Raw genomic sequence first — 19,523 nt, 5'->3', positions numbered from 1 at the left:
TTAAATTCCCTACACAAAAAAAAAAACAACCTCTACTATAATTGACGTTGTATTTTCTTAGCTTGATAGCGATGTGGTGCTACCCCTCAATGAACAAAAAAAATTAGCATAGTAAAATAGTATTCGTCGGATAGGAGTCCAATATATTATTAAAATTAAGATGGTTCAAGTTGAAGGAAGGCACTTTAGGGGGTCTTTTCGTTATTTTTAAAAGGACCTGCTCCATTCATTCTTAAAAACATAAAGTAAAGTGAACCCGTTAAAATACATGAATGAACCTTAGTTTTAATCCTCTTACCTAAAGGAGGAACTATTATGGGCTATGGTGGTAGTTGCGGAGAAGGCTGTGGTTTTGCTGGAGGATTTGCTTTGCTTGTTGTACTCTTTATACTATTAATCATTATCGGATGCAGTTGCTTCTGCTAAAAAACTATTAGAAAGGACACTCTTATATGGGTGTCTTTTCTTTATGAAAAATATCTAACTATCAACCTTTTCCTTATGACTTCTAACATCAACAAAGGGTGATACAAACTATTACATATGTTTGTACCACCCTTTATTGATGCGTTTAGACTTCACAGTTGTTAAAGTTTTAGACTTCTCCCTTAGTGTACCCATATTATTAGAACATCCTGTAATCTGTAGACAAAATGTAGCTAATAAAAACAATATTAATAATTTCTTCAATAAATCCTCCTACATGCATAAAACACCATATGTTACAAAACAAACATAACATCAACTCTTTATAAAAACAATATAATCCTCGGTCCTTAAGCTATCTCTTAACATAGGAGTACCGCTACATATTCATACAGCCAAAATTTTAAAATATCCTCTACTTAAGGAATTTGTAAGTATCAAGTAAGAAAAACGAGAGCTTTGCTTCGTATAATCAAAATATAAAGTGAAGGAAAAAAGATTATTTCTGGGATTAATATGCATGTAACAAGAGAAGAAATCTACATTTTTTTAGAATAATAATATTAGTATGTCCAAGCTTTGGAGATTGCTTGCAAATATTTTGAAGTTTTCGTACCAGAATTCTAATTACCATACCTGTTTTTTACCATCACATATTGGAGGTTAAAACATGAATAAAAAAAAGAAAATACAAAAATCAGTCCTTACATTTACCCTACTCTTTTCTTTAGGTGTTTCATCTTTCCCGCTTACAACAACTATTCACGCAGATACACATGAGGAACAATCTGCTGAAAAGAAACTAGTCTCTTTAACGGAGCGTACATCATTATTTTTTGAATATCTCCAGCAAGGTAAGTATGCAGAGGCAATACAGTTGACGTCTGCTGCTTTTCAATCCAAGTTTACAGCAACCACATTACAAAACTGGTGGACACAAAGTGGCTGGAGCAGGATAAAAAGCATGGGAACCCCCGTGATAAAAGAACGAAACTTGGTCCATCAGACGGTGGAAATTCCAGCAGCTACCGAAGGAACTACCATACCGCTACTCCTTAAATTCACACCTGGCGGGAAAGTAGATGAAGTTGGAGAAAGGTCACCCGAGGAATATTTTACCATCCCCCATCCTAGCTATGATCAACCTGATTCCTATCAAGAACGTGAAATCGTCATTGGAAATTCTACCTATCCGTTACCAGCCACATTAACAATTCCGAAACATAAGCGTGGTGAAAAGCTGCCCGTAGTTGTTCTTGTTCATGGTGCTGGCATCCATGATCGCGATAGCACATATATGGGAACAAAAATCTTACGAGACATTGCAGTGGGCCTTTCATCCAACGGAATTGCAGTGTTGCGCTATGAAAAACGCACCTTAGAACATGCATTAAAGATGAGTACAGAACCTGTTACGTTAGACCGTGATACTACAGATGATGCTATATTTGCAGCAAAATCAGCAGCGCAGCAGGAAGGCATTGATCCAAATAATATTTTCATTCTTGGACATAGCCTAGGAGCTGGCACAATGCCACGTATACTAAGCAAAGCACCTTCCTCACTTGTCCGAGGAAGCATCTTACTCGCACCACCTGCACGCCCTTTGACTGAAATTGCCATTGATCAGTATCAATACCTTGGGAAACCAAAGGAAGAAATCGATGAACTAAAAAGACAGGCTGCTTTTATTCAGGATCCTACTTTCAATCCTGACCATCCTCCAGCTGGCTACAATTTTGGGTCACCTCATTTTATGTATGATGTTTCTAGGTGGCGTCCAGTTGAAGAGGCAAAATTAAGAAAAGAGCCTTTACTCATTCTGCAAGGAGCACGTGATTATCAAGTAACAGTAAAAGATGAATATACAAAATGGCAGAAAGGACTTTCAAACCGCGGGAATGCTCAGTTCAAAAAATATCCGAAATTGAATCATTTCTTCACGGAGGGTGACGGGAAATTAAGCCTCCCTAGTGAATATGAAATCCCTGCTAACGTTCCCGAATACGTCATCCAGGACATTATTACATGGGTTAACGAGACAAAAAAATAAGCAAACATCAAAAGCCTTCATGCAATCATTATTGCGTGAAGGCTTTTTGAAACTAGTGATTCAGAGATAGCTATTATAATGCACCAAAACGAGAATTATATTTTTCTACGTACTAAATAAAACGCTAAGGAACCCATAATAACAGGTGCAACGAAGTCAAAGAAATGTGAAAAAGTAAAAGTAAAAAGAAAAAGAAATGGTATAAGTGTATAGATAACTGCTAGTCCTATAAATAAAGGAATTCCAAATTGAAACTCTCGACATCGTTTAATTTTCCTATATAAAACTTCCCCAAGTAAACAAACTATGAGAGCTGGTATACTACCATAAGTGACGATAGTTTTTATGAATCCATGTAAAACGTCCGGGTGAATAAAGCTAGGATTAAAAATATATGAAATTAAGAACCATCCAAAAATAAAAGCAAACAGACTTGCAACATAACTAACTACAAATTTTATCAAAGTAAGCAACGTAATCATCCCCATAATTCCCCAATATTATCTTCATTGTATCATTTTCTCTTAAAAAGATTCCAAAAGGATTACTTGCCCTTCAGCTTTCTTTTTTAACACTTGTTCAAGACGTATTTTTTGATGTTATTTTGTATAAAAAACTTTTGCTATCAACCTGTTCTGTTAGGTTGATAGCAATGGGATGCCGCCACATCGCCATCAACCTTAGGGCGCTAAGAGGTTATATGTGAGGATTATTCCTTTAAATTTCTACGACTGTTCTAAAGATAGGCATAACAAATAAACCTATTAACTAGGCATTTTAAAAAATATTATGCAACCTTGAAACTTTTTGACAATATATAATCATACACAACACCTAAAATATCAAAAACGGTTTTCTTTTCATACCGATGAGATTTTCTCCCGTTTTTCTCTAAAAGGTAAAACAAACGCAGCAAAACTTTTAATAATTCATGGATGCTCTTTTGTAGTCCCTCATAAAACAATTGATAATAATTCTTTATCATATAGATGGATTTGTATTCACTTAACTCTTTCTTTTTCTTATCCAAGAGTAACTGACGCATTTTGAACATCGTCGATGAACAGAGTAAAATACTAATGAGTTGCCCATATAAATGGCATTCTAAGCGTTCTTTCTTAATTTCTTTGCACCTGTCAATTTTAAAAAAAGATTTCCATGTTTTGAACAAAATTTCAATTTGCCAGCGTAATGAATACAAGTCATGGATATGTTCCGTTGGAACATTTTCTGTAGAAAGACTCGTAATATACACGTTGATCCCACTCAACCGTTTACTTCGTTCTTTGTAGGTAATACCTTTCTTCTTTTCTTTTTTTGCTTGTTCCTTCAACCTTTTCTCTGTTTGTTCTTTTGTTAATCGATGAATAATAACACGAGCTGGTAATTTTTGGCGCTGTCCAATGTGTGCCTCTGAAATCTCCATTGTTTGACCAGGGGACAATTGATTCATGAGTTCTTCCATATCTAACTGAATATAGAGTGTCCCTTTCTTCTTTCCAAAATCAAATCCACTCACATGTGCTGATTCACATAAAAATGCTGGTTAAATTCATTAATAAAACTTCATTAATAATGACTGTTACTGATATCGGAAGATTAATGGGTATCTTCCGTAAAGATAAAGCTACTGTATCTGAATAAAATAGGCACTCGAAAGAGTGCTTTTATTTTTTCTCAATGATCAATATTAATTAACGTAGTAAAATACTATTTTGATGGGATTCCAATACATATTATTAAAATTAAAGCGGTTCAAGTCGGAGGAAGGCACCTTTGGGTGTCTTTTTTATGATTAGCAATAAGTTTCAAATTTTGCAACGACATCCAACGAGCTTATGAGGGGCTAGACGGACGGCAGCAAGGCCGTTTTGCAAAACATTACCAATTTATCCAATGAGGGCTTCGGCTCTCTTTTTTTTTTACTCTTTTTAAACTAGAACCTTTTTATACAACCTTCATAATATAATATGGGACAACCTTAAACTCTTTTTTGAGAGGAATGATTAGATATGGCAGATTATTTCTGTAAAGATGGAAAGAAATATTACAAGAAAAAAGATAAATCATGTAACTCTTCAAACTCCAGTAACTGTTTCATAGAGACATTTACAATTTTCGGCTCTGAAACTACCCCTACAAGTCTTGAAATCCCACCCGGTTCTACAATTACCCTATTTGAAAATTTTACAACTAATCACAATAAAACTCTAATTCGTTTTAGTTTTAGCCCTGTATTTGCTGCGTTTGTTACATTGACTATTAGAACATTTAATTCCACAACCCCACAAATAATTACATTAACACCAGGAGATAGAAAAACTTTCTTATTTGAGGATGTTCAAAGTATTACTTTCTCAAATGCCACTACAGCTAACGCTGAACTTAGTCCATTATTTATCCAACAAACAACATGTATTTGTTGTGGTAAATCAAATTCATATTACTATGAGAGTAGTGACTATGGTTATTAGTAGTTATTATAGAGGGCTTCGGCTCTCTTTTTTTATTCACAATTTCTAGTACAATTAAAATAATTAAGAAACGTATAGGGTACCCCGTCCAATCTCAACCGCTGAAGAAAAAGAACTGATTGAGAACATGTTGTTATGTTCCTTATTATCTGAAGAAGAAATACTAATTACATATTATGAAGATGGCTATTTACTCTCTAGCTATATGACTGTTGTTGGTATTGACCAGCAAAATAGTGCTGTTATATGTACCGATGCCTTTTGTAATAAAATGAAACTGCAATTTTCTAATATAATAGATGTGAAATAACTTATCAAAAAAAGCCCCCCCTCTAAAGGAAGTGGCTTTTTATTTTCTTCTATATCCACAATTTAATTGATAAATAAAAATGAGAATATTAAAATAATTAAATTGTAATTATCTTGAAACTGCGGTTTTAAAGGGATTAATCATTGAATTCTATCATTTTTACACTTTCTGAAAGGTATATATTTTTATAGACTTATGTATTAAGATAGAAATGTTCTAGAAAATACCGGTAAAAAAGCATAAATAAGGAAAAAGGGATGGGATTAAAAATGAAGGCTATATTAAGAAATATTGTATCAATGGCTCTCGTACTCGCTTTGTTTACAACTTCTTTCGCTGGGATTTCCAAAGCTCAAGAGATTAATAGTGAAGAAGAAAAATTAGTACAAGAAGTAGCTGCTCAATTGAAGTTTGTTATGGAAGAGGCTGCAATTAAAGATAAACACGGAAGAGTAGTAGATATTAATATTGATATGATAGAAAACAAATATGGTAAAACTGAAGAATTAGAACAATTGAGACAAGAAATCCAACGTGTAAATACACCGCCTGGCTATGAGGATCCATTCAAACAAGAAACAGAAGCTGTAGATAGATGTATAGAAAGAAAACTTATAGCAAATTATGTAGAATTTCTATCAGTAGGTTTTTTAGGTTCTATTATTGCTAATATTACTAACAAAGAATATGAATTAGCAGCTAGAAAAATGATAAAATTAGGCGTCAAAGGTAATTTAGTTAGTTTAGCTGGTCAACTTGCATGTTATTTTGGTACATGTTTATATGAAGAAGAAGGCTAGACTGGAAAAACTTGGTGATTGATAAAAAACAACCTCTTATTTTCTAGAGGTTGTTTTTTTTGAAGAAAATAACCACATCATAATTTCAAAAAACACTACTATAAATAGTGTTTTTATAAGGTTTTCAAACCAATTAAATTGATTATGATTTGCATAGTTAAAAGCTAGCAATAGAATATACAGTAGGACTATAAAAATTAACGGTCTCTTATATGTGAAACTCAAATTATTCACCCCTTAAATACTTACTTAGGAAAGTTACCTTAATACTATGTTAACTCAAAGCACAATCATTTTCAGTGATTTTCTATATTTCTCCACATTTGTAACAGCCTCCCTTTTTTAATAACGCGTTCTCATAATAAATTCTAAAACACATTTATCGGAAGTTAAACTGAACATGGCTCCAATGAATTCTAATATTTAATTATAAATTTTTTTCTAAACCTTAAATCATTTCATACCTTAACACTTCAAAAGGTACACCTTTTGAAACACACTCCTTCCTCCCCACATTAAAACCACATCTCCCTATAGATTTGACAAAAACCATTACTCAATATTAGTAAAAAATAGAGGATATTTCTCTATTATCCATCGGTAAATTCTTATCATTTTCCCATTGAGAGTTATGACTCTCTCTTTTTTATTTTCATTTGACACAATATTACAATATATAGATGTTTGTTTTGATAAGATTGTCCAGAAATATTACATTTTATATATCTTGGAGGAATTAAATTATGAGCAAAAAATTATTAATGGCTTTAGCATGCAGCGTGTTACTTATGGGATTGGCTGCTTGTGGTTCAAATGATAAAGCAAGTACATCAGAAGAACCAAAACAAGAAACTAAAAAAGAAGATGAACAAAAGAAAATAGAAGAACAGAAAAAAGCCGAAGAACAAAAACAAGCTGAAGAGCAAAAGAAGTTAGAAGAACAGAAAAAGGCTGAAGAACAAAAGAAACAACAAGAAGTAGCTAGAGCAAAAGAACAGGAACAACAAAAAGCTGCAGCTAATACAGCACCTCAGCAACAAGCTGCACCTAAACAAGAGAAAGTTCACTTTGCAAACTGTACAGATGCAAATAATGCTGGTTACTACGATATAACTCCAGATAGCCCAGCTTATGCTTCGCATTTAGATCGTGATGGCGATGGTGTAGCTTGTGAACGAAATAAAGGACATAAAAAATCTAGTAAAAAACATTAGATTTAAGGATAAACACTCTTATGAGTGCTTTTTTGTTTCCGTTCGACATAATATGACAATATTAGAATTGATTGTTTGCTATGATAAGCTCGGAAATCTTACATTTTACATAATTAAAGAGATTATAATGAAACGAACAACTGAATTTGTATTAGGTCTTATTGATGGTATTTTTGGTCTTATTTTCGCGTTTATAGCTTTAATGATCGGTGGATTAATGGGTATCTTCCGTAAAGGTTAAGGTAAAGCTACTGTATCTGCTTAAAATAGGCACTCAAAAGAGTACTTTTATTTTTTTATTAAATTATCTAATACATCTAAGATTTACAGGAGGAATAGCTTTGACACTATTTAAAAGATTTTTAATTGTCGTCTTAATATTGACGATAATGTATGCTGCAATTTTGATGGTTACATATGGTGCGCTTTATGAAACAATTGGAGAATTCCCAAGCCTCACATCTAGAACGATTTTCCATACCATGTTTATGACGTTCACTTACACTATAATTATCGGGATTTATTATTTAATTAAAGGATTTATTAAACTCTTATTAAAAAAAACAGCAAAAAATCATTTCGTTTTTTCAGGATTACTAATGTTAATGGCAATTATTATAGTAGGTATATCACCAGAAAAAGAACCTATGAACCGACTAAACTTTAATGAACAAATCGTTGAAGAAAATGAGGTACTTCACAAAAACATAAAAACATTAGAAACAGAAAATAAAGCTCTTGATGATCAAGTGAAAAAGTTAGAAGAAGAGTTAACAAAGCAAAACAGGTCTAAAACAGAGGGATCTCCTGCATCTCAAGTTATAACACACGAGAACCCTAATAAATCTGTTCCGCCATCTACAAATGAGCCAAAAACTAACACAGCCGACTACGATAAAAACGGTAATTATAAACCAGTGGACCAGATGACACCTGAAGAAATTAGAAAAGAAGCTGAAGGAATGCTAAAAGAAGCATTAGAAGGAGATGGAGTAAAATAACAAAATATAGATTTTGTTCACTTTTACGATACATTTATGAAACATTCATACGTTACGTTATATAAGTCCTTTTTTGAATCATTTTCATTCTGTCAAAAAGTCCTAGCTCCTCTAGGGCTTTTTACGTTCAAATAAAGAGGTATACCAAATTTCTCAATGTACAATACAACTTAACATGGTAAAATAATATTTGGATTGGCGTCCAATACATATTATTAAAATTAAAGTGGTTCAAGTCGGAGAAAGGCACCTTTGGGTGTCTTTTCTTTATGCATAAAAAAGCCTTATCTTCCTATAAAAAAGATAAGACCTTTATATACTACCTATTATCCGGTTCATCAGTTTCATAACACATTTAGCTTCTCCAAAAAGACCACCAGTGTCCTATTCTCCACCATAATACGCATACTTCCCAGGTGAACCATTATCTCGTATACTTGGATATGATTTTAGTTTATATTCATAAACCTAAAACATAAAAATATAACCAGATTACCATGATTAGAATTCCCATAACAGTAACTAATAGGAGTTTACCATCCGCACCTGTAATAACTTCTTTTAGATTTTCTTTTGCTTGTTGTTTCTTTTCTCCACTTGAAAAAAGATAAATAATGAAATAAGTAACCACTAAGAAGAATGAGAATATTATATCTATCATTACTTATGTACCTCCCTAATGCGTGCTATTAATTTCCTTATACGTTTTAAACTAAGGTATCTGAAATCATAATGTTAATAAATATATCCCCCCGATTAAAAGTGCCGCAGCAAAGACTAATATTATTATTCCATCAGGACTATTAAGAATTTCTTTTATATGTTTTTTTGCTATTTGCTTAGTTTCTCCACTTGAAAAGAGATAAACAATGGAATGGAGAATTAGTAAGAAAAACGCCGTAACTAACTCTATCATGGTTTATGTACCTCCTAATATATATGTACCTTTAATTATCTAGTAATTTTCTTGCACCTTGTATCAGCCTGAGTAACTGGAATGTTTAGTTCAATAAAAACCAAATGATAAAAATTACTCCTATAACTGCTAAAGTTCCAAAAAAACCTACCAACATTTTTCCCTCAGGACCATTAATAAGCTCTTTTAAAACTTCTTTTGCTATTCACTGACCTTTACCACTTAAAGTTATTGAAAGAATAAAGAATATTACCACTAATACAAATGAAAAAATTATTAGTTCCATGACTTGTATACCTCCCTAATATATGTTCGTTATTAATTAACCAATAATTGCCTTATACATTATACCAACTAGGGTACATAGAAGTATAACAAATTATTTTTATAATTTAATTTATTAATTGGTACCGTAGTAATAAAGGATAGTCCAAGGAGGAGTAAAGCGCCTTAGGGTGTCCTTTCTTTATTTCCAAAAAGGGTATCGAGGGACTAGCCTTTTCTAATTTGAAAGTAAACTTTTGAATATAAATTCAAAAAAAAGTTTGAGTTCTATACTTCTTACCCCATAAATAATTTAGTTTTCTTCCAATCATTGACTTGAGATTCACTACTAATAGAACTAATTATTTTTAAATCTTTTCATATTGATTGTATAGTTTGAATATTCAATTAAATATTTATAAATAAATTCAAATGTTAGAAAATACAAATAATATGGTATTGTTATTTATGTAATATTCATTCCAAAAAAGGGGGATTTTTCATGTTCAAGAAAGTAATAATTGGAACATTAGCAACTGGAATTATGTTATCTGGTGCTGGAGGAGTATTTGCGGAAACACCTACTGATACAGGTGTAAAATTAAAAACGATTGATAATAAAAAAAGTTTTGTTAAGAAAAAAGAAAAACAAGACTTTCCTGGTTACAAATCAAAAGGGGAAATACCTACTGTAAAAGAGTGGGATGGAGTGACTTGGTATTTAAAAGGAGCAACTGAAGTAAGTAAAAATTCATGGACAGGACATTATGAAGGATGGCGAACAAGTAATAATTAAGAAACTTTAATTAAGTTTTCCAAGAAAACAAGTAAACAAATAAAAAGAAGACCATTATTAACATCCCTAATATAGTTATAAATAAAGAAATTCCTTCAATGCCATTTTTCAAAATTAAGATGGTTCAAGTCCCAGGAAGGCACCTTTAGGGGTCTTTTTTTATGAATTTAAAGCCCACCTATTTCCTTAGGTGGACTACTTGTGATTTTACACAATTAAGTTATAGCAAAAGCATTTATATCGAAAGTAATTAATATTAACTTTGTAACCCTAATACCCTAATAATCTCAATTGTTTTATTATCTTTTATTTTAAAATAAAGCCTTTTCCCTATACGTTCACTAATTACAATATTTCCAGAGGCTAATTTACGCAAATGTTGTACAATCAAATCTTCTGTAATTTTTGTTTGCTTACTTAAATCAGAAACTGACAACGATCCATATGTAGTCAATTTACAAACAATTGATAATCGAGTAGAATTCCCTAATAAGCCTAAAACTTTTATACTTTCGGTATAGAAACTAAAATCCATCTGAAAAACATGTAACAGATCTTCCAACCTCCTAAAATAAGATGAATATCAACCAAAATATCTTAACATAAAAATAGTAAAAAACACCCTAAAATATACCAATTATTCATTGAGAAAAATGATACTTGAATGGAAATCCAATACATATTATTAAAATTAAAGTGGTTCAAGTCGGAGGAAAGCACCTTAGGGTGTCTTCCTCCGACTTGAAATTCATAAAATTCCTATGTAATTAAAATGAAATTTTATACATTTCCATCAAACAAACTACTAATTATTTTCTTGATTTAATTCCATTTCCTTAGTTTCCAAATAATCCATGTACTCATGCCAATCATTAAAACTTAGCTTATCTTCTTTCCCTTCTAACAACTCCAACGTCTCTCTTGCCTTTTTTAAATCTTCTACGTACAAATAAGATACTCCTAATATATAAACAAAATCATTTTGTAAATTCCTCTTATCTTTTAAAATATTAATTATTTCATTGTATTTAGGATTTTCACTACTAAACTCTAAATATGCTATATATTCTTCAACATCTTTAACTTCAAATACATATGGATTTTCTTGCTGTTGTTTTTTTATTTCTTGAAGCAAATCAATACTTTTTTGAATGTTTTGCTCCTCACCAATATCCACTAACACTTGAGCTAATAAATATTTACAAAATGTATCATCTGGGTTATCGACTAAACTACTCTCAAAACATACTTTTGATTTTAATAAATCTCTTTTTGTACCTTTATAAAATACCATCCCCGCTAAAACCTTATCCTCAAAAATTTCTAAGTAATCATCATTATCCAAATTATGCTTAGTTCTTATCTTATCGTAATCTTTTTGTTCTAAATTTCTTAATGCAAATATCCATTCTTTCCCTTCATATATCTGTTCCTTATATTCCACAAGGATTGCAAATACTCTTTCAAATGTCAAAAATATAGTAACTGTTAAAAATAGCAAACTTATGGAACCTTGTGTTTTATTTTGTAAAATATTCGAAATTACAATAAGTATAAACACTATAAATACGACAAATCTTTTCGCTCTAATACTATCTTTATTAAAACTTGAATACGTAATTAAAATAACAAAAATAGCTGTCCAAAAAAACAAAATCTCCAATATATGGGCTACAAAGAAAGTATCTGGCACCATTGCATATGTAATAAATAATGTAACAAAAATAAAAATTGGCCCTATAATAACTAAAGATTTTTCTATTTTTAAATTTATAACTACTAAACGTAATATACTATTACTTATCGCTAAAATTTTCACCATTCTAAACTCATTATTATCTTTATTTAAATAAACTATAATAGCAGAAATAAATGCTATTAAAACTAACCATAAAAATATATCTTTAAAACTTATATATAGACTTGGTATTATAAGTAAGGAGGGTGATAAGAATTCTCTCTCTCCTGTAAAGATATATCCTAAATTTTTTACAAAAGATACAATAATGCTATTAAAAGATGGTAAGAAAGTAATAAAAATATATAGTAATGCCCCAAAAAAATACGAAAATAATAATAATGCCATTAAATCAATTGCATAAATACCAAATTTCTTTTTAAATTTATTCTCGGATTCATTCAATTCGTTTTCCAACTTATCAAAGTTTAATAGGGCATTATCGAGCCTCTTTATAATTAATAAAAATATTCTCAAAAAAACCATAAATTATATTCTCCTTCCTGCAAAATTTCCTATTAAATTTAATAAATAATAGATTATTTAACTATATAGAGAAAATATTATTCAATCTATATGTTAAATTTAAAATATAAATAATCCCATTTATTGATGGTATAATAAGCTTACTCGATAATTGTTGTATTTTTAGCAATACAATACCTTCTTAGCACCAAATGTCCAAGTAAAAGAGAACTCATAAAACGCCTTAAATTAGCAAATTTAAATATCACTATTTTATTATAAAATAATACATTAATATTAACACTGAAAATTTGTTATAATTAGTAAAGAATTCTATTAATTAGATAGAGAGGATACAATATTATGGGTTATAAATTTCGTAGAATTATCCAGTTTTCCCCGGGTGTGAAAATTAACTTTACATACACAGGTATGGGAGGGAACTCTATTTCACCTGAATCAAGAACAACAACTTATGTACCTGGAACTGGAATCTCGTATACACCACGAATAGCTGAGTCAAACAATTATTATATACAACGAGGATATCAAGGACCAAACACTTCCTATCCCACTATGGATGAACAAGATTACAATACGGTAAATGCATTTGAGCCAGTAAAAGAAACCCAAACTTACCTTGTTACTGCTTTTCGTAAAAAGGATAATCAAGTAAACTCCGTAGGTAGAAAACTAATGAAACCACTTTCCATAATTACAGGCGTTTTTGCGGGCCTATTCTTAATTATGATGCTTATTATACCTGCTCTAATCATGGCATTCTTTTCTTTCCTATGCTATAAAAATATAAAAACACCATTTGCAGTTGTATGCCCAGAATGTGATGCTGAAAATCTATTCATTTTTGAGGAAGAGAAGATTACTTGTCGTAAATGTGAGAGCACTCTTATAATCCAAAAATAAATAGTTCTCAAATTAACGGCTTTTTTAGTAGACAAAACAATAAAAATCTAATTATAAATATAAACAGATAATAGAGAGGCAAGTGAATATCATCATTAATTTTGAAGCGTTTAATCCAACTATAAACGACTTAGCTATTAAACTTGCTATGGTACTGTTTATACCATTATTCTTAGCATTGATTGTCAAAGTGATACTTATGAAATTTATGAAAGAATCGATTGCTGGCAGATTAGCAAGTCTATCTTTGTTATTTTTTATGTACTATGTATTTAAATTTGTTACAGCTTAAAAGGCACCTTATGGTGTGTTTTTATGTATTAAAAGACCTACCTATTTCCCTAGGTAGGCCTTTTGTGACTTTGTATTTACAAACGATGATATTATAACAAAACTCCTTAATCCTCAAACTCCCCGATTGTTCTTCTTTAATATACTTAAGATGATTCTATGTATATTAGTCTAAAGTACGAGCAGCTGCATAGAATGATCCAGAACCACCATTTCTGTGAGTAACTTTAAGCTTATATTTACCTTTTGGAAGAGTATTGTACGTATTTGTAAAACCCTTTCCTGCTGCTAACGATCCAGAACCAATAACATTACCTTTTGAGTCTTTTAAAGACCAATCAAGTGTACCTTTAGTATTGTTTGTCATATGAACTCTCATATCTGCTTTTTTTACATGCTCGAACGATACTTCTCTTTCACCATTTATCAGACTGAAATCATCTTTAAGTATTTGGGTACGTTGGATAATTGGTGCTGAATTTTTAGTATTATCTACACCTTCTGTACTTGCTGATGTTGCTCCAATCCCTCCAGTTAATACGATACCAGTTGTTAATGTTCCTACTACTAATTTCTTAAACATAATAAATCCCCCTTAAATATTTTTTATAACTTGCACCTTAAATGTATCACTTTTGTATCTTTTGTAAATATTTTCAATTTGTAGAAATATTTATTTAATTATTAACAATATTGGGATTGTATTTTATCAAATGGAAAATAGAGGGATTTACAATGATATGTAATAATGCATAATAAATCAAGCAAATATCATGATATACTCTCAAAGAGCTGATACAAAATTTCTTTAGATTGGAAAACTAAAGTCTTATCTACCTAAAAGGAAGGCGCCTTATGGCGTCTTTTTTCTATTTTCAAAAGGACCTGCTCAATTAATTCTTAAAAACATAAGGTAAAGTGAACCCATTAAAATCCATGGAATGAACCCTAGTTTTACCCTCTAATCTAAAGGAGGCACTATTGTTATGGGATATGGTGGTAGTTGCGGCGAAGGCTGCGGTTTCGCTGGAGGATTCGCTTTATTAGTTGTATTGTTTATTTTATTAATCATTATCGGATGCAGTTGCTTCTGCTAAAAAACTATTGGAAAAGGCACCCTTATATGGGCGCCTTTTTGTATATTAAAAACCTCCCTATTTCCGTAGGCGGGCTAAATGTGATTTTGCACAATTGAGTTATAGCAAAATCATTTATATTGAAAGTAATGAAAATTAACTTAGTAATCCTAATACCTTAATAATCTCAATTATTTTATTATCTTTTATTTTGAAATAAAGCCTTTTCCCTATACGTTCACTAATTACAATATTTCCAAAGGCTAATTTACGCAAATGTTGTACAATCAAATCCTCTGTAATTCTTGTTTGCTTACTTAAATCAGAAACTGACAACGATCCATATGTAATCAATTTACAAACAATTGATAAGCGAGTAGAATTCCCTAATAACCCCAAAACTTTTATACTTTCGGTATAGAAACTAAAATCCATATGAAAAGCATGTAACAGATCTTCCAACCTCCTAAAATAAGATGAATATCAACCAAAATATCTTAACATAAAAATAGTAAAAAGCACCCTAAAATATACCAAATATTCATTGAGAAAAATGATACTTGAATGGGAGTCCAATACATATTATTAAAATTAATGTGTATTGGACTTTCCATCCTCAATGAATGGAAAGTAGAGATGCTTCAATTATGTACCGATCTGGAGCGTCTCCTATATAGTCAAAAGGATAACAAGTTGTTAATGTTAATGTTGGCTCACTTTTTTCTACAATAACTGTTCGATCTTCTGAATCTGTTATCCAATGCTTGTTAATTTCATATGTATATGTTTTATTTTCATATTCCACGATAAGTTGGTCATTTTCCTTTAATTGACCAAGCTCGGTAAAAACAGTATCTCTATGTCCACTTAAAACTGTATGACCATTTCCAGATGGTGTAGTAGTTAAGTCACTAACAAACATACCTACACCCTTTTTTAGTACTTTATCATCAGCTCCCCAATATATAGAGTATTTCTTTTGTATTTTAGGGATAATTAAATATGCTACTTTATCTCCTAACTGATGGTTTACCTTTGAAGCAGGAATTTGTACAGGTTTTTCTTGTAATGAAGTGTCAGTCTTTATCTCTGTCTCTGTTTGATTGATGTTTTGCGTTTCATTTTCTTTAGAAGGTGTGGAGGTCTCATATTGTTTAGCCTCGTTAGTTGTTAACGACTCTGCTGATTGTCTAGCACTATACCATTCTAGAAAATAATAGGAAAAGATAGTAAGTCCAATAACAGTTAAACATAAGCCTATCCATTGTTTTTTATTCACTTTTATCACTCCATTTGAAAACGACAGGATTTCTCCTGCCGTTTTAAGGAACTATTTTATGCGTTTGTTTTTTTACGACGGAACATTAATACAGAACCAGCTAATGCTAATCCTAAACTTGCTAACATCATTGTAACACCGTTTGATGCTGTATTAGGTAATTTTTCACCTTGTTTTTTCGTTTCTTTTTTCACAACTGTATTAGTATTTTTCTTTGTTTCTTTTGCAGTTGTTTGAGGCTTAGTTTGTTCTTGTTTATTATTTGTTGTTTGGTTATTTTGTTTTGAATTCTCTTGCTTAGTGTTTTCTTGTTTAACAGGTTCTTGTTTAGTGTTTTCCTGTTTAGTATTTTCTTGTTTAGGTTGTTCTTGAGGTTTAGTAGTTTCTTTATTTTCTGTTGTAGTATTTGTGCTCTTTGGATATTTATAATCTTCACATGGAATGCCGTCTTTATCATTATCTAAACGGTGTGGATCATTTCCAACACCATATCCATTTTGATCCCAGAATGCTTGAGCATCTTGTTGACTTTTAAAATGACCACAGTTTTTTGTATCATTAGGACTCTTAGCTGCAAATGCAGAAGAACTGTACCCCACTGTTAATAGTGTTACCGCTATTGCTGAAGCTAATAATTTTTTCATAAATTTCTTTATCCCCCTAAATGGTATGTATTTACATTGAAATATTTTACATTTAAAAATCTAAAAATACAATAATAATTTGTAGATAAATGTAAGATTTCTAGATAATAATACCAAACTGTTAATTCATATATTGTTATATTATGTCGAAAGAAAATAAAAAAAGAGCCAAAGCTCTCTTTAATAACTAATACTAACCATAGTCACTATTCTCACAGTAATATGAATTTGATTTATCACAACAAATATATGTTGTTTGTTGGATAAATAATGGCCTTGATGAGGCGTTAACTGAAGTGGCATTTAACATCCTCAAATAAGAAAGTTCTTGTATCTCCCTGGTGTTAATCTAATTGTTTGTGGAGTTGTGGATTTAAATGGTCTACTAGTCAATGTGACGAACGCAGCAAATACAAAGCTAAAACTAAAACGAATAAGAGTCTTAGTGTGGTTAGTTGTAAAATTTTCAAATAGAGTAATTGTAGAGTTAGGTGGAATTTCAAGACTTGTAAGGTTAGTTTCTGATCCGAAAATTGTAAAGGTCTCTATAAAACTGTTGGTAGAGTTTGAAGAGTTACATGATTATCTTTATTGGAATCAAAATAAGCTTACACATCCAAACTATTGATAATAGCTAATATTTGATGATCTGTCCATTTGCCATTAATCCTTATATTTTCTTTCGCTATACCTTCTTTTTTAAACCCCACTTTTTCTAATACACGAATAGATGCTATATTATCAAGCATCGCTCCTGCTTCAATTCTATGTAGCTTTAATTCCCTAAAAGCAAAATCTACAACAAGTTGAAGAGCCTCTGTTGCATAGCCCTTTGCATTATGCTCCTTATCTAAAGTGAATCCCGTATAACAGCTTTGGAGGTCCCCCCTAACAATTTGAGTTAATGAAATGTCTCCGATAAGTTTATCATTTTCTCTTAAAAAGATTCCAAAAGGGTATACTTGTCCTTCAACTGTCTTTTTTAGAGCTTGTTCAAGACGTATTTTTTGATGTTCTTCTGTATAAAAAACTTCTGGGAGCAACGGGCAAACTCGTTGAAAAAATTCGCGATTTCTAATATGTAAGTTAGCTAACTCGTTAGCATCAGCAGTTTTATAAAGCCGAATATAAATGTGCTTCCCTACTAGTTTCATAACATCCCTCCAACATTTTTATATGTCTAATGAGGCAAAAGTATACCGTATACCGTATACTTTATACAGTTGGCTATTGTCAGGAATCATTTTGCACGAAAGAAAAGACACTCTATATGAGTGTCTTTTCCAATAGTTTTTAGCAGAAGCAAGAAGCTCCAACGATGATTAATAAAATGAATAACACAACTAATAAAGCAAAGCCTCCAGAAAAGCCACAACCGCCACAACTACCACCATAACCCATAATAGTTCCTCCTTTAGATAAGAGGGGAAAACTAAGGTTCACTCATGTATTTTAATGGATTCGTTTCATCTTATGTTTTTCCGCATTGATTGAGCAGGTCCTTTCGAAAACTATTCACATATTAACTATATTTTTAAAAATAAATAATTTAATTATATCAATAGATAGATAAATTAATATAATGTATTAATCCTAAAAGAAGGGAGGAATAGCCATGCAATTAGTTTGTTTTAAAATAGTAAGTGGTCAATATTTCTTATTTGTAGAAGGTATTCAAATTCCTGTACCAATTCCAGCAGTTGCTGCAGCTTTATTAATTGGTTTAGGAGTAATTCCACTTTGTTCTTAATGTAAAGAATTCGGACCATTCCTATCTTTCCATTGGAAAAGCCTCAAGTATATGAATACTTGAGGCTTTCTTTATATCAGAGAAAAAACACCTTACAGCGCTTGAAGATCTCCTGATTTAATTAATGCGGCCGTTACATCATCACCGAAAGTATTGAGACAGAATACTTGCTCGTCTACCTTATCCATCACTGTAGCTTCACCTATCACGCCACCTTGAAGTTTAATAAAATAGTTATGTTCTTCTACAATTTTACTAAAATCTCTATTTGCCCATCTTTCAGTAATTGCTAATAGCTCTTCTTTGTTCTTGAAATTGTTTCCGTTTAGAATATTTCTTACTTTCTCTGCATTCTTTTTGGACATAGGGGTTGCTCCCTTTCCTTCACACGCTTTTACTTTTTGATGAGTCATGCTATGCATAGCTGAAATAACTTCTTCTTCAGTAGAAGTTACTGTAATGTGAAGTTGTGCATTTGAACCTTTCACTTCTGCTTCATTCGATAGTATGTCTTCTTTATTAACCCCTGCAAAAACATGGTCCTCCCCCTTAAGCGGGACTTCAGCAAACTGTAATATTCCATAAGTCATACCAGTTGCAAGTACTACTCCCCCTATAATAGATGCTAGCCAATACTTTAGCTTCTTATCCATCTTCATTCCCCCGTCTTCGTTTACATATCTTAACTAAAGAATACCATATTTAATTCCTTTTTATTGAAAAGTCTCTAATTTCTACTATTTAAAAATGATTATATCGTCTAATGTAATACGATATAATCATTTTATAATACAAAAAAAATCATATTCTCATTCCCTATTTTTTTGGAGGTGATTGTCTTGAATAAAAACATCAATCTACTTCTTCAAATAATAATTGGAATTATAATTATGATTGCACCTATTCTCATAACAGGATCTATATACGATGTCACTAAATCATTTGGTGAACTATTAGTGGCAGAACTTATTATAAGAACACTTTCTCTCATTATTGGACTTTTAGTTATTAGCACGGCTTTGCATCGTTATTCTCAATAATTATTCATGTTCAAAAAATACAAATATTTTACATACCAATTCTTATGTATTAAGACATCAAA

26 protein-coding genes and 4 pseudogenes are annotated in these 19,523 nt (G+C 31.3%); 14 read left to right on the top strand and 16 right to left on the bottom strand.

The annotated features are described in order from the left end of the window. The first annotated feature begins 315 nt into the window (after positions 1 to 315). Positions 316 to 426 (top strand): YjcZ family sporulation protein, encoded by a 111-nt coding sequence (locus tag AB6801_RS30150; RefSeq protein ID WP_000540371.1) that lies wholly within the window; start codon positions 316 to 318, stop codon positions 424 to 426. A gap of 111 nt (positions 427 to 537) precedes the next feature. Here AB6801_RS30150 and AB6801_RS30145 read toward each other — a convergent pair whose 3' ends face one another. After that, positions 538 to 690 (bottom strand): hypothetical protein, encoded by a 153-nt coding sequence (locus AB6801_RS30145; RefSeq protein ID WP_000734749.1) that lies wholly within the window; start codon positions 688 to 690, stop codon positions 538 to 540. Between the two features lie 406 nt (positions 691 to 1,096). Between AB6801_RS30145 and AB6801_RS30140 the strand changes: the two genes are divergently transcribed. Continuing rightward, positions 1,097 to 2,479, top strand: a complete 1,383-nt coding sequence (locus AB6801_RS30140; RefSeq protein ID WP_097999304.1) for an alpha/beta hydrolase — start codon at positions 1,097 to 1,099, stop codon at positions 2,477 to 2,479. Positions 2,480 to 2,574: 95 nt separating this feature from the next. Here the strand turns inward: AB6801_RS30140 and AB6801_RS30135 are convergent, their stop codons facing one another. From AB6801_RS30135 to AB6801_RS30125, 3 genes and pseudogenes are all read right to left on the bottom strand, one after another. Continuing rightward, positions 2,575 to 2,961, bottom strand: a complete 387-nt coding sequence (locus tag AB6801_RS30135) for a hypothetical protein (RefSeq protein WP_000631597.1) — start codon at positions 2,959 to 2,961, stop codon at positions 2,575 to 2,577. Positions 2,962 to 2,986: 25 nt separating this feature from the next. Then, positions 2,987 to 3,108, bottom strand: a pseudogene (locus AB6801_RS30130) (GNAT family N-acetyltransferase); the annotation flags it as partial. Between the two features lie 158 nt (positions 3,109 to 3,266). Next, positions 3,267 to 3,974, bottom strand: a pseudogene (locus AB6801_RS30125) (transposase); the annotation flags it as partial. 517 nt (positions 3,975 to 4,491) lie between these two features. On the opposite strand from AB6801_RS30125, the gene AB6801_RS30120 reads away from it, so the two are divergent. The 5 genes and pseudogenes from AB6801_RS30120 to AB6801_RS30100 all read left to right on the top strand — a co-directional run bounded on the left by AB6801_RS30120 (position 4,492) and on the right by AB6801_RS30100 (position 8,278). Beyond that, positions 4,492 to 4,953, top strand: a complete 462-nt coding sequence (locus tag AB6801_RS30120) for a hypothetical protein (RefSeq protein ID WP_097999305.1) — start codon at positions 4,492 to 4,494, stop codon at positions 4,951 to 4,953. Between the two features lie 67 nt (positions 4,954 to 5,020). Beyond that, positions 5,021 to 5,263: pseudogene (locus AB6801_RS30115) on the top strand (YolD-like family protein); the annotation flags it as partial. A 257-nt stretch (positions 5,264 to 5,520) separates the two neighbouring features. Continuing rightward, the gene (locus tag AB6801_RS30110; protein WP_097999306.1) at positions 5,521 to 6,063 is read left to right on the top strand and encodes a hypothetical protein; all 543 of its coding nucleotides are present in this window, start codon (positions 5,521 to 5,523) and stop codon (positions 6,061 to 6,063) included. A 743-nt stretch (positions 6,064 to 6,806) separates the two neighbouring features. Continuing rightward, positions 6,807 to 7,277, top strand: coding sequence for an excalibur calcium-binding domain-containing protein (locus tag AB6801_RS30105; protein WP_097999307.1), 471 nt, complete (start codon positions 6,807 to 6,809; stop codon positions 7,275 to 7,277). Positions 7,278 to 7,618: 341 nt separating this feature from the next. After that, positions 7,619 to 8,278 carry a hypothetical protein gene (locus AB6801_RS30100; RefSeq protein WP_097999308.1) on the top strand — a complete coding sequence of 220 codons (660 nt, stop codon included), beginning with the start codon at positions 7,619 to 7,621 and terminating at the stop codon, positions 8,276 to 8,278. 460 nt (positions 8,279 to 8,738) lie between these two features. Here AB6801_RS30100 and AB6801_RS30095 read toward each other — a convergent pair whose 3' ends face one another. From AB6801_RS30095 to AB6801_RS30085, 3 genes and pseudogenes are all read right to left on the bottom strand, one after another. After that, positions 8,739 to 8,939 (bottom strand): hypothetical protein, encoded by a 201-nt coding sequence (locus AB6801_RS30095; RefSeq protein WP_000565400.1) that lies wholly within the window; start codon positions 8,937 to 8,939, stop codon positions 8,739 to 8,741. 66 nt (positions 8,940 to 9,005) lie between these two features. Beyond that, entirely contained in the window at positions 9,006 to 9,194 is a 189-nt protein-coding gene (locus AB6801_RS30090) for a hypothetical protein (protein ID WP_000571721.1), read from the bottom strand. An 85-nt stretch (positions 9,195 to 9,279) separates the two neighbouring features. Continuing rightward, a pseudogene (locus AB6801_RS30085) lies at positions 9,280 to 9,480 on the bottom strand (hypothetical protein). Between the two features lie 480 nt (positions 9,481 to 9,960). Between AB6801_RS30085 and AB6801_RS30080 the strand changes: the two are divergent. Continuing rightward, complete coding sequence (locus AB6801_RS30080; RefSeq protein ID WP_000475232.1) at positions 9,961 to 10,254, top strand: LCI fold-containing protein; 294 nt, start codon at positions 9,961 to 9,963, stop codon at positions 10,252 to 10,254. 256 nt (positions 10,255 to 10,510) lie between these two features. Here the strand turns inward: AB6801_RS30080 and AB6801_RS30075 are convergent, their stop codons facing one another. Further along, positions 10,511 to 10,789, bottom strand: a complete 279-nt coding sequence (locus tag AB6801_RS30075) for an ArsR/SmtB family transcription factor (protein ID WP_016109355.1) — start codon at positions 10,787 to 10,789, stop codon at positions 10,511 to 10,513. Between the two features lie 270 nt (positions 10,790 to 11,059). Beyond that, entirely contained in the window at positions 11,060 to 12,478 is a 1,419-nt protein-coding gene (locus AB6801_RS30070; protein ID WP_097999309.1) for a hypothetical protein, read from the bottom strand. Between the two features lie 342 nt (positions 12,479 to 12,820). Here AB6801_RS30070 and AB6801_RS30065 point away from each other — a divergent pair, with 342 nt between their 5' ends. Beyond that, complete coding sequence (locus tag AB6801_RS30065) at positions 12,821 to 13,381, top strand: DUF4236 domain-containing protein (protein WP_000540755.1); 561 nt, start codon at positions 12,821 to 12,823, stop codon at positions 13,379 to 13,381. Positions 13,382 to 13,463: 82 nt separating this feature from the next. Continuing rightward, a complete protein-coding gene (locus AB6801_RS30060) occupies positions 13,464 to 13,673 on the top strand; it encodes a hypothetical protein (protein ID WP_001021326.1) in 210 nt (69 codons plus the stop codon). Positions 13,674 to 13,838: 165 nt separating this feature from the next. Here the strand turns inward: AB6801_RS30060 and AB6801_RS30055 are convergent, their stop codons facing one another. Further along, positions 13,839 to 14,255, bottom strand: a complete 417-nt coding sequence (locus AB6801_RS30055) for a hypothetical protein (protein WP_000473854.1) — start codon at positions 14,253 to 14,255, stop codon at positions 13,839 to 13,841. 403 nt (positions 14,256 to 14,658) lie between these two features. On the opposite strand from AB6801_RS30055, the gene AB6801_RS30050 reads away from it, so the two are divergent. Further along, positions 14,659 to 14,769, top strand: coding sequence for a YjcZ family sporulation protein (locus AB6801_RS30050; protein ID WP_000540371.1), 111 nt, complete (start codon positions 14,659 to 14,661; stop codon positions 14,767 to 14,769). Positions 14,770 to 14,904: 135 nt separating this feature from the next. On the opposite strand, the gene AB6801_RS30045 is transcribed toward AB6801_RS30050, so the two are convergent. The 3 genes from AB6801_RS30045 to AB6801_RS30035 form a co-directional block, all read right to left on the bottom strand. Continuing rightward, on the bottom strand, positions 14,905 to 15,183 hold the full coding sequence (locus tag AB6801_RS30045; RefSeq protein WP_070757265.1) for an ArsR/SmtB family transcription factor: 279 nt from the start codon (positions 15,181 to 15,183) through the stop codon (positions 14,905 to 14,907). Between the two features lie 181 nt (positions 15,184 to 15,364). Continuing rightward, positions 15,365 to 16,027 carry a class D sortase gene (locus AB6801_RS30040; protein ID WP_001036101.1) on the bottom strand — a complete coding sequence of 221 codons (663 nt, stop codon included), beginning with the start codon at positions 16,025 to 16,027 and terminating at the stop codon, positions 15,365 to 15,367. A gap of 56 nt (positions 16,028 to 16,083) precedes the next feature. Further along, entirely contained in the window at positions 16,084 to 16,671 is a 588-nt protein-coding gene (locus AB6801_RS30035; protein ID WP_370941349.1) for an excalibur calcium-binding domain-containing protein, read from the bottom strand. A 367-nt stretch (positions 16,672 to 17,038) separates the two neighbouring features. On the opposite strand from AB6801_RS30035, the gene AB6801_RS30030 reads away from it, so the two are divergent. Continuing rightward, entirely contained in the window at positions 17,039 to 17,299 is a 261-nt protein-coding gene (locus tag AB6801_RS30030) for a hypothetical protein (RefSeq protein WP_176520363.1), read from the top strand. Here AB6801_RS30030 and AB6801_RS30025 read toward each other — a convergent pair. Together AB6801_RS30025 and AB6801_RS30020 are read right to left on the bottom strand one after the other, a co-directional pair. Then, positions 17,280 to 17,825 (bottom strand): GNAT family N-acetyltransferase, encoded by a 546-nt coding sequence (locus AB6801_RS30025; RefSeq protein WP_097999424.1) that lies wholly within the window; start codon positions 17,823 to 17,825, stop codon positions 17,280 to 17,282. The genes AB6801_RS30030 and AB6801_RS30025 overlap by 20 nt on opposite strands. Positions 17,826 to 17,964: 139 nt before the next feature. Beyond that, a complete protein-coding gene (locus AB6801_RS30020; protein WP_000540375.1) occupies positions 17,965 to 18,072 on the bottom strand; it encodes a YjcZ family sporulation protein in 108 nt (35 codons plus the stop codon). Positions 18,073 to 18,286: 214 nt separating this feature from the next. Between AB6801_RS30020 and AB6801_RS30015 the strand changes: the two genes are divergently transcribed. Continuing rightward, the gene (locus AB6801_RS30015) at positions 18,287 to 18,421 is read left to right on the top strand and encodes a hypothetical protein (protein ID WP_001177693.1); all 135 of its coding nucleotides are present in this window, start codon (positions 18,287 to 18,289) and stop codon (positions 18,419 to 18,421) included. 92 nt (positions 18,422 to 18,513) lie between these two features. Here the strand turns inward: AB6801_RS30015 and AB6801_RS30010 are convergent, their stop codons facing one another. Further along, positions 18,514 to 19,074, bottom strand: a complete 561-nt coding sequence (locus AB6801_RS30010; RefSeq protein WP_097999425.1) for a PRK06770 family protein — start codon at positions 19,072 to 19,074, stop codon at positions 18,514 to 18,516. A 186-nt stretch (positions 19,075 to 19,260) separates the two neighbouring features. On the opposite strand from AB6801_RS30010, the gene AB6801_RS30005 reads away from it, so the two are divergent. Next, positions 19,261 to 19,461, top strand: a complete 201-nt coding sequence (locus AB6801_RS30005) for a hypothetical protein (protein WP_001038824.1) — start codon at positions 19,261 to 19,263, stop codon at positions 19,459 to 19,461. Positions 19,462 to 19,523 lie beyond the last annotated feature (62 nt).

Source organism: Bacillus sp. RCC_6_1, assembly GCF_041360755.1.
Classification (GTDB): Bacteria; Bacillota; Bacilli; order Bacillales; family Bacillaceae_G; genus Bacillus_A; species Bacillus_A cereus.
The sequence above is the reverse complement of the archived record's forward strand: the minus strand, read 5'-3'. Positions and strand labels throughout refer to the sequence as shown.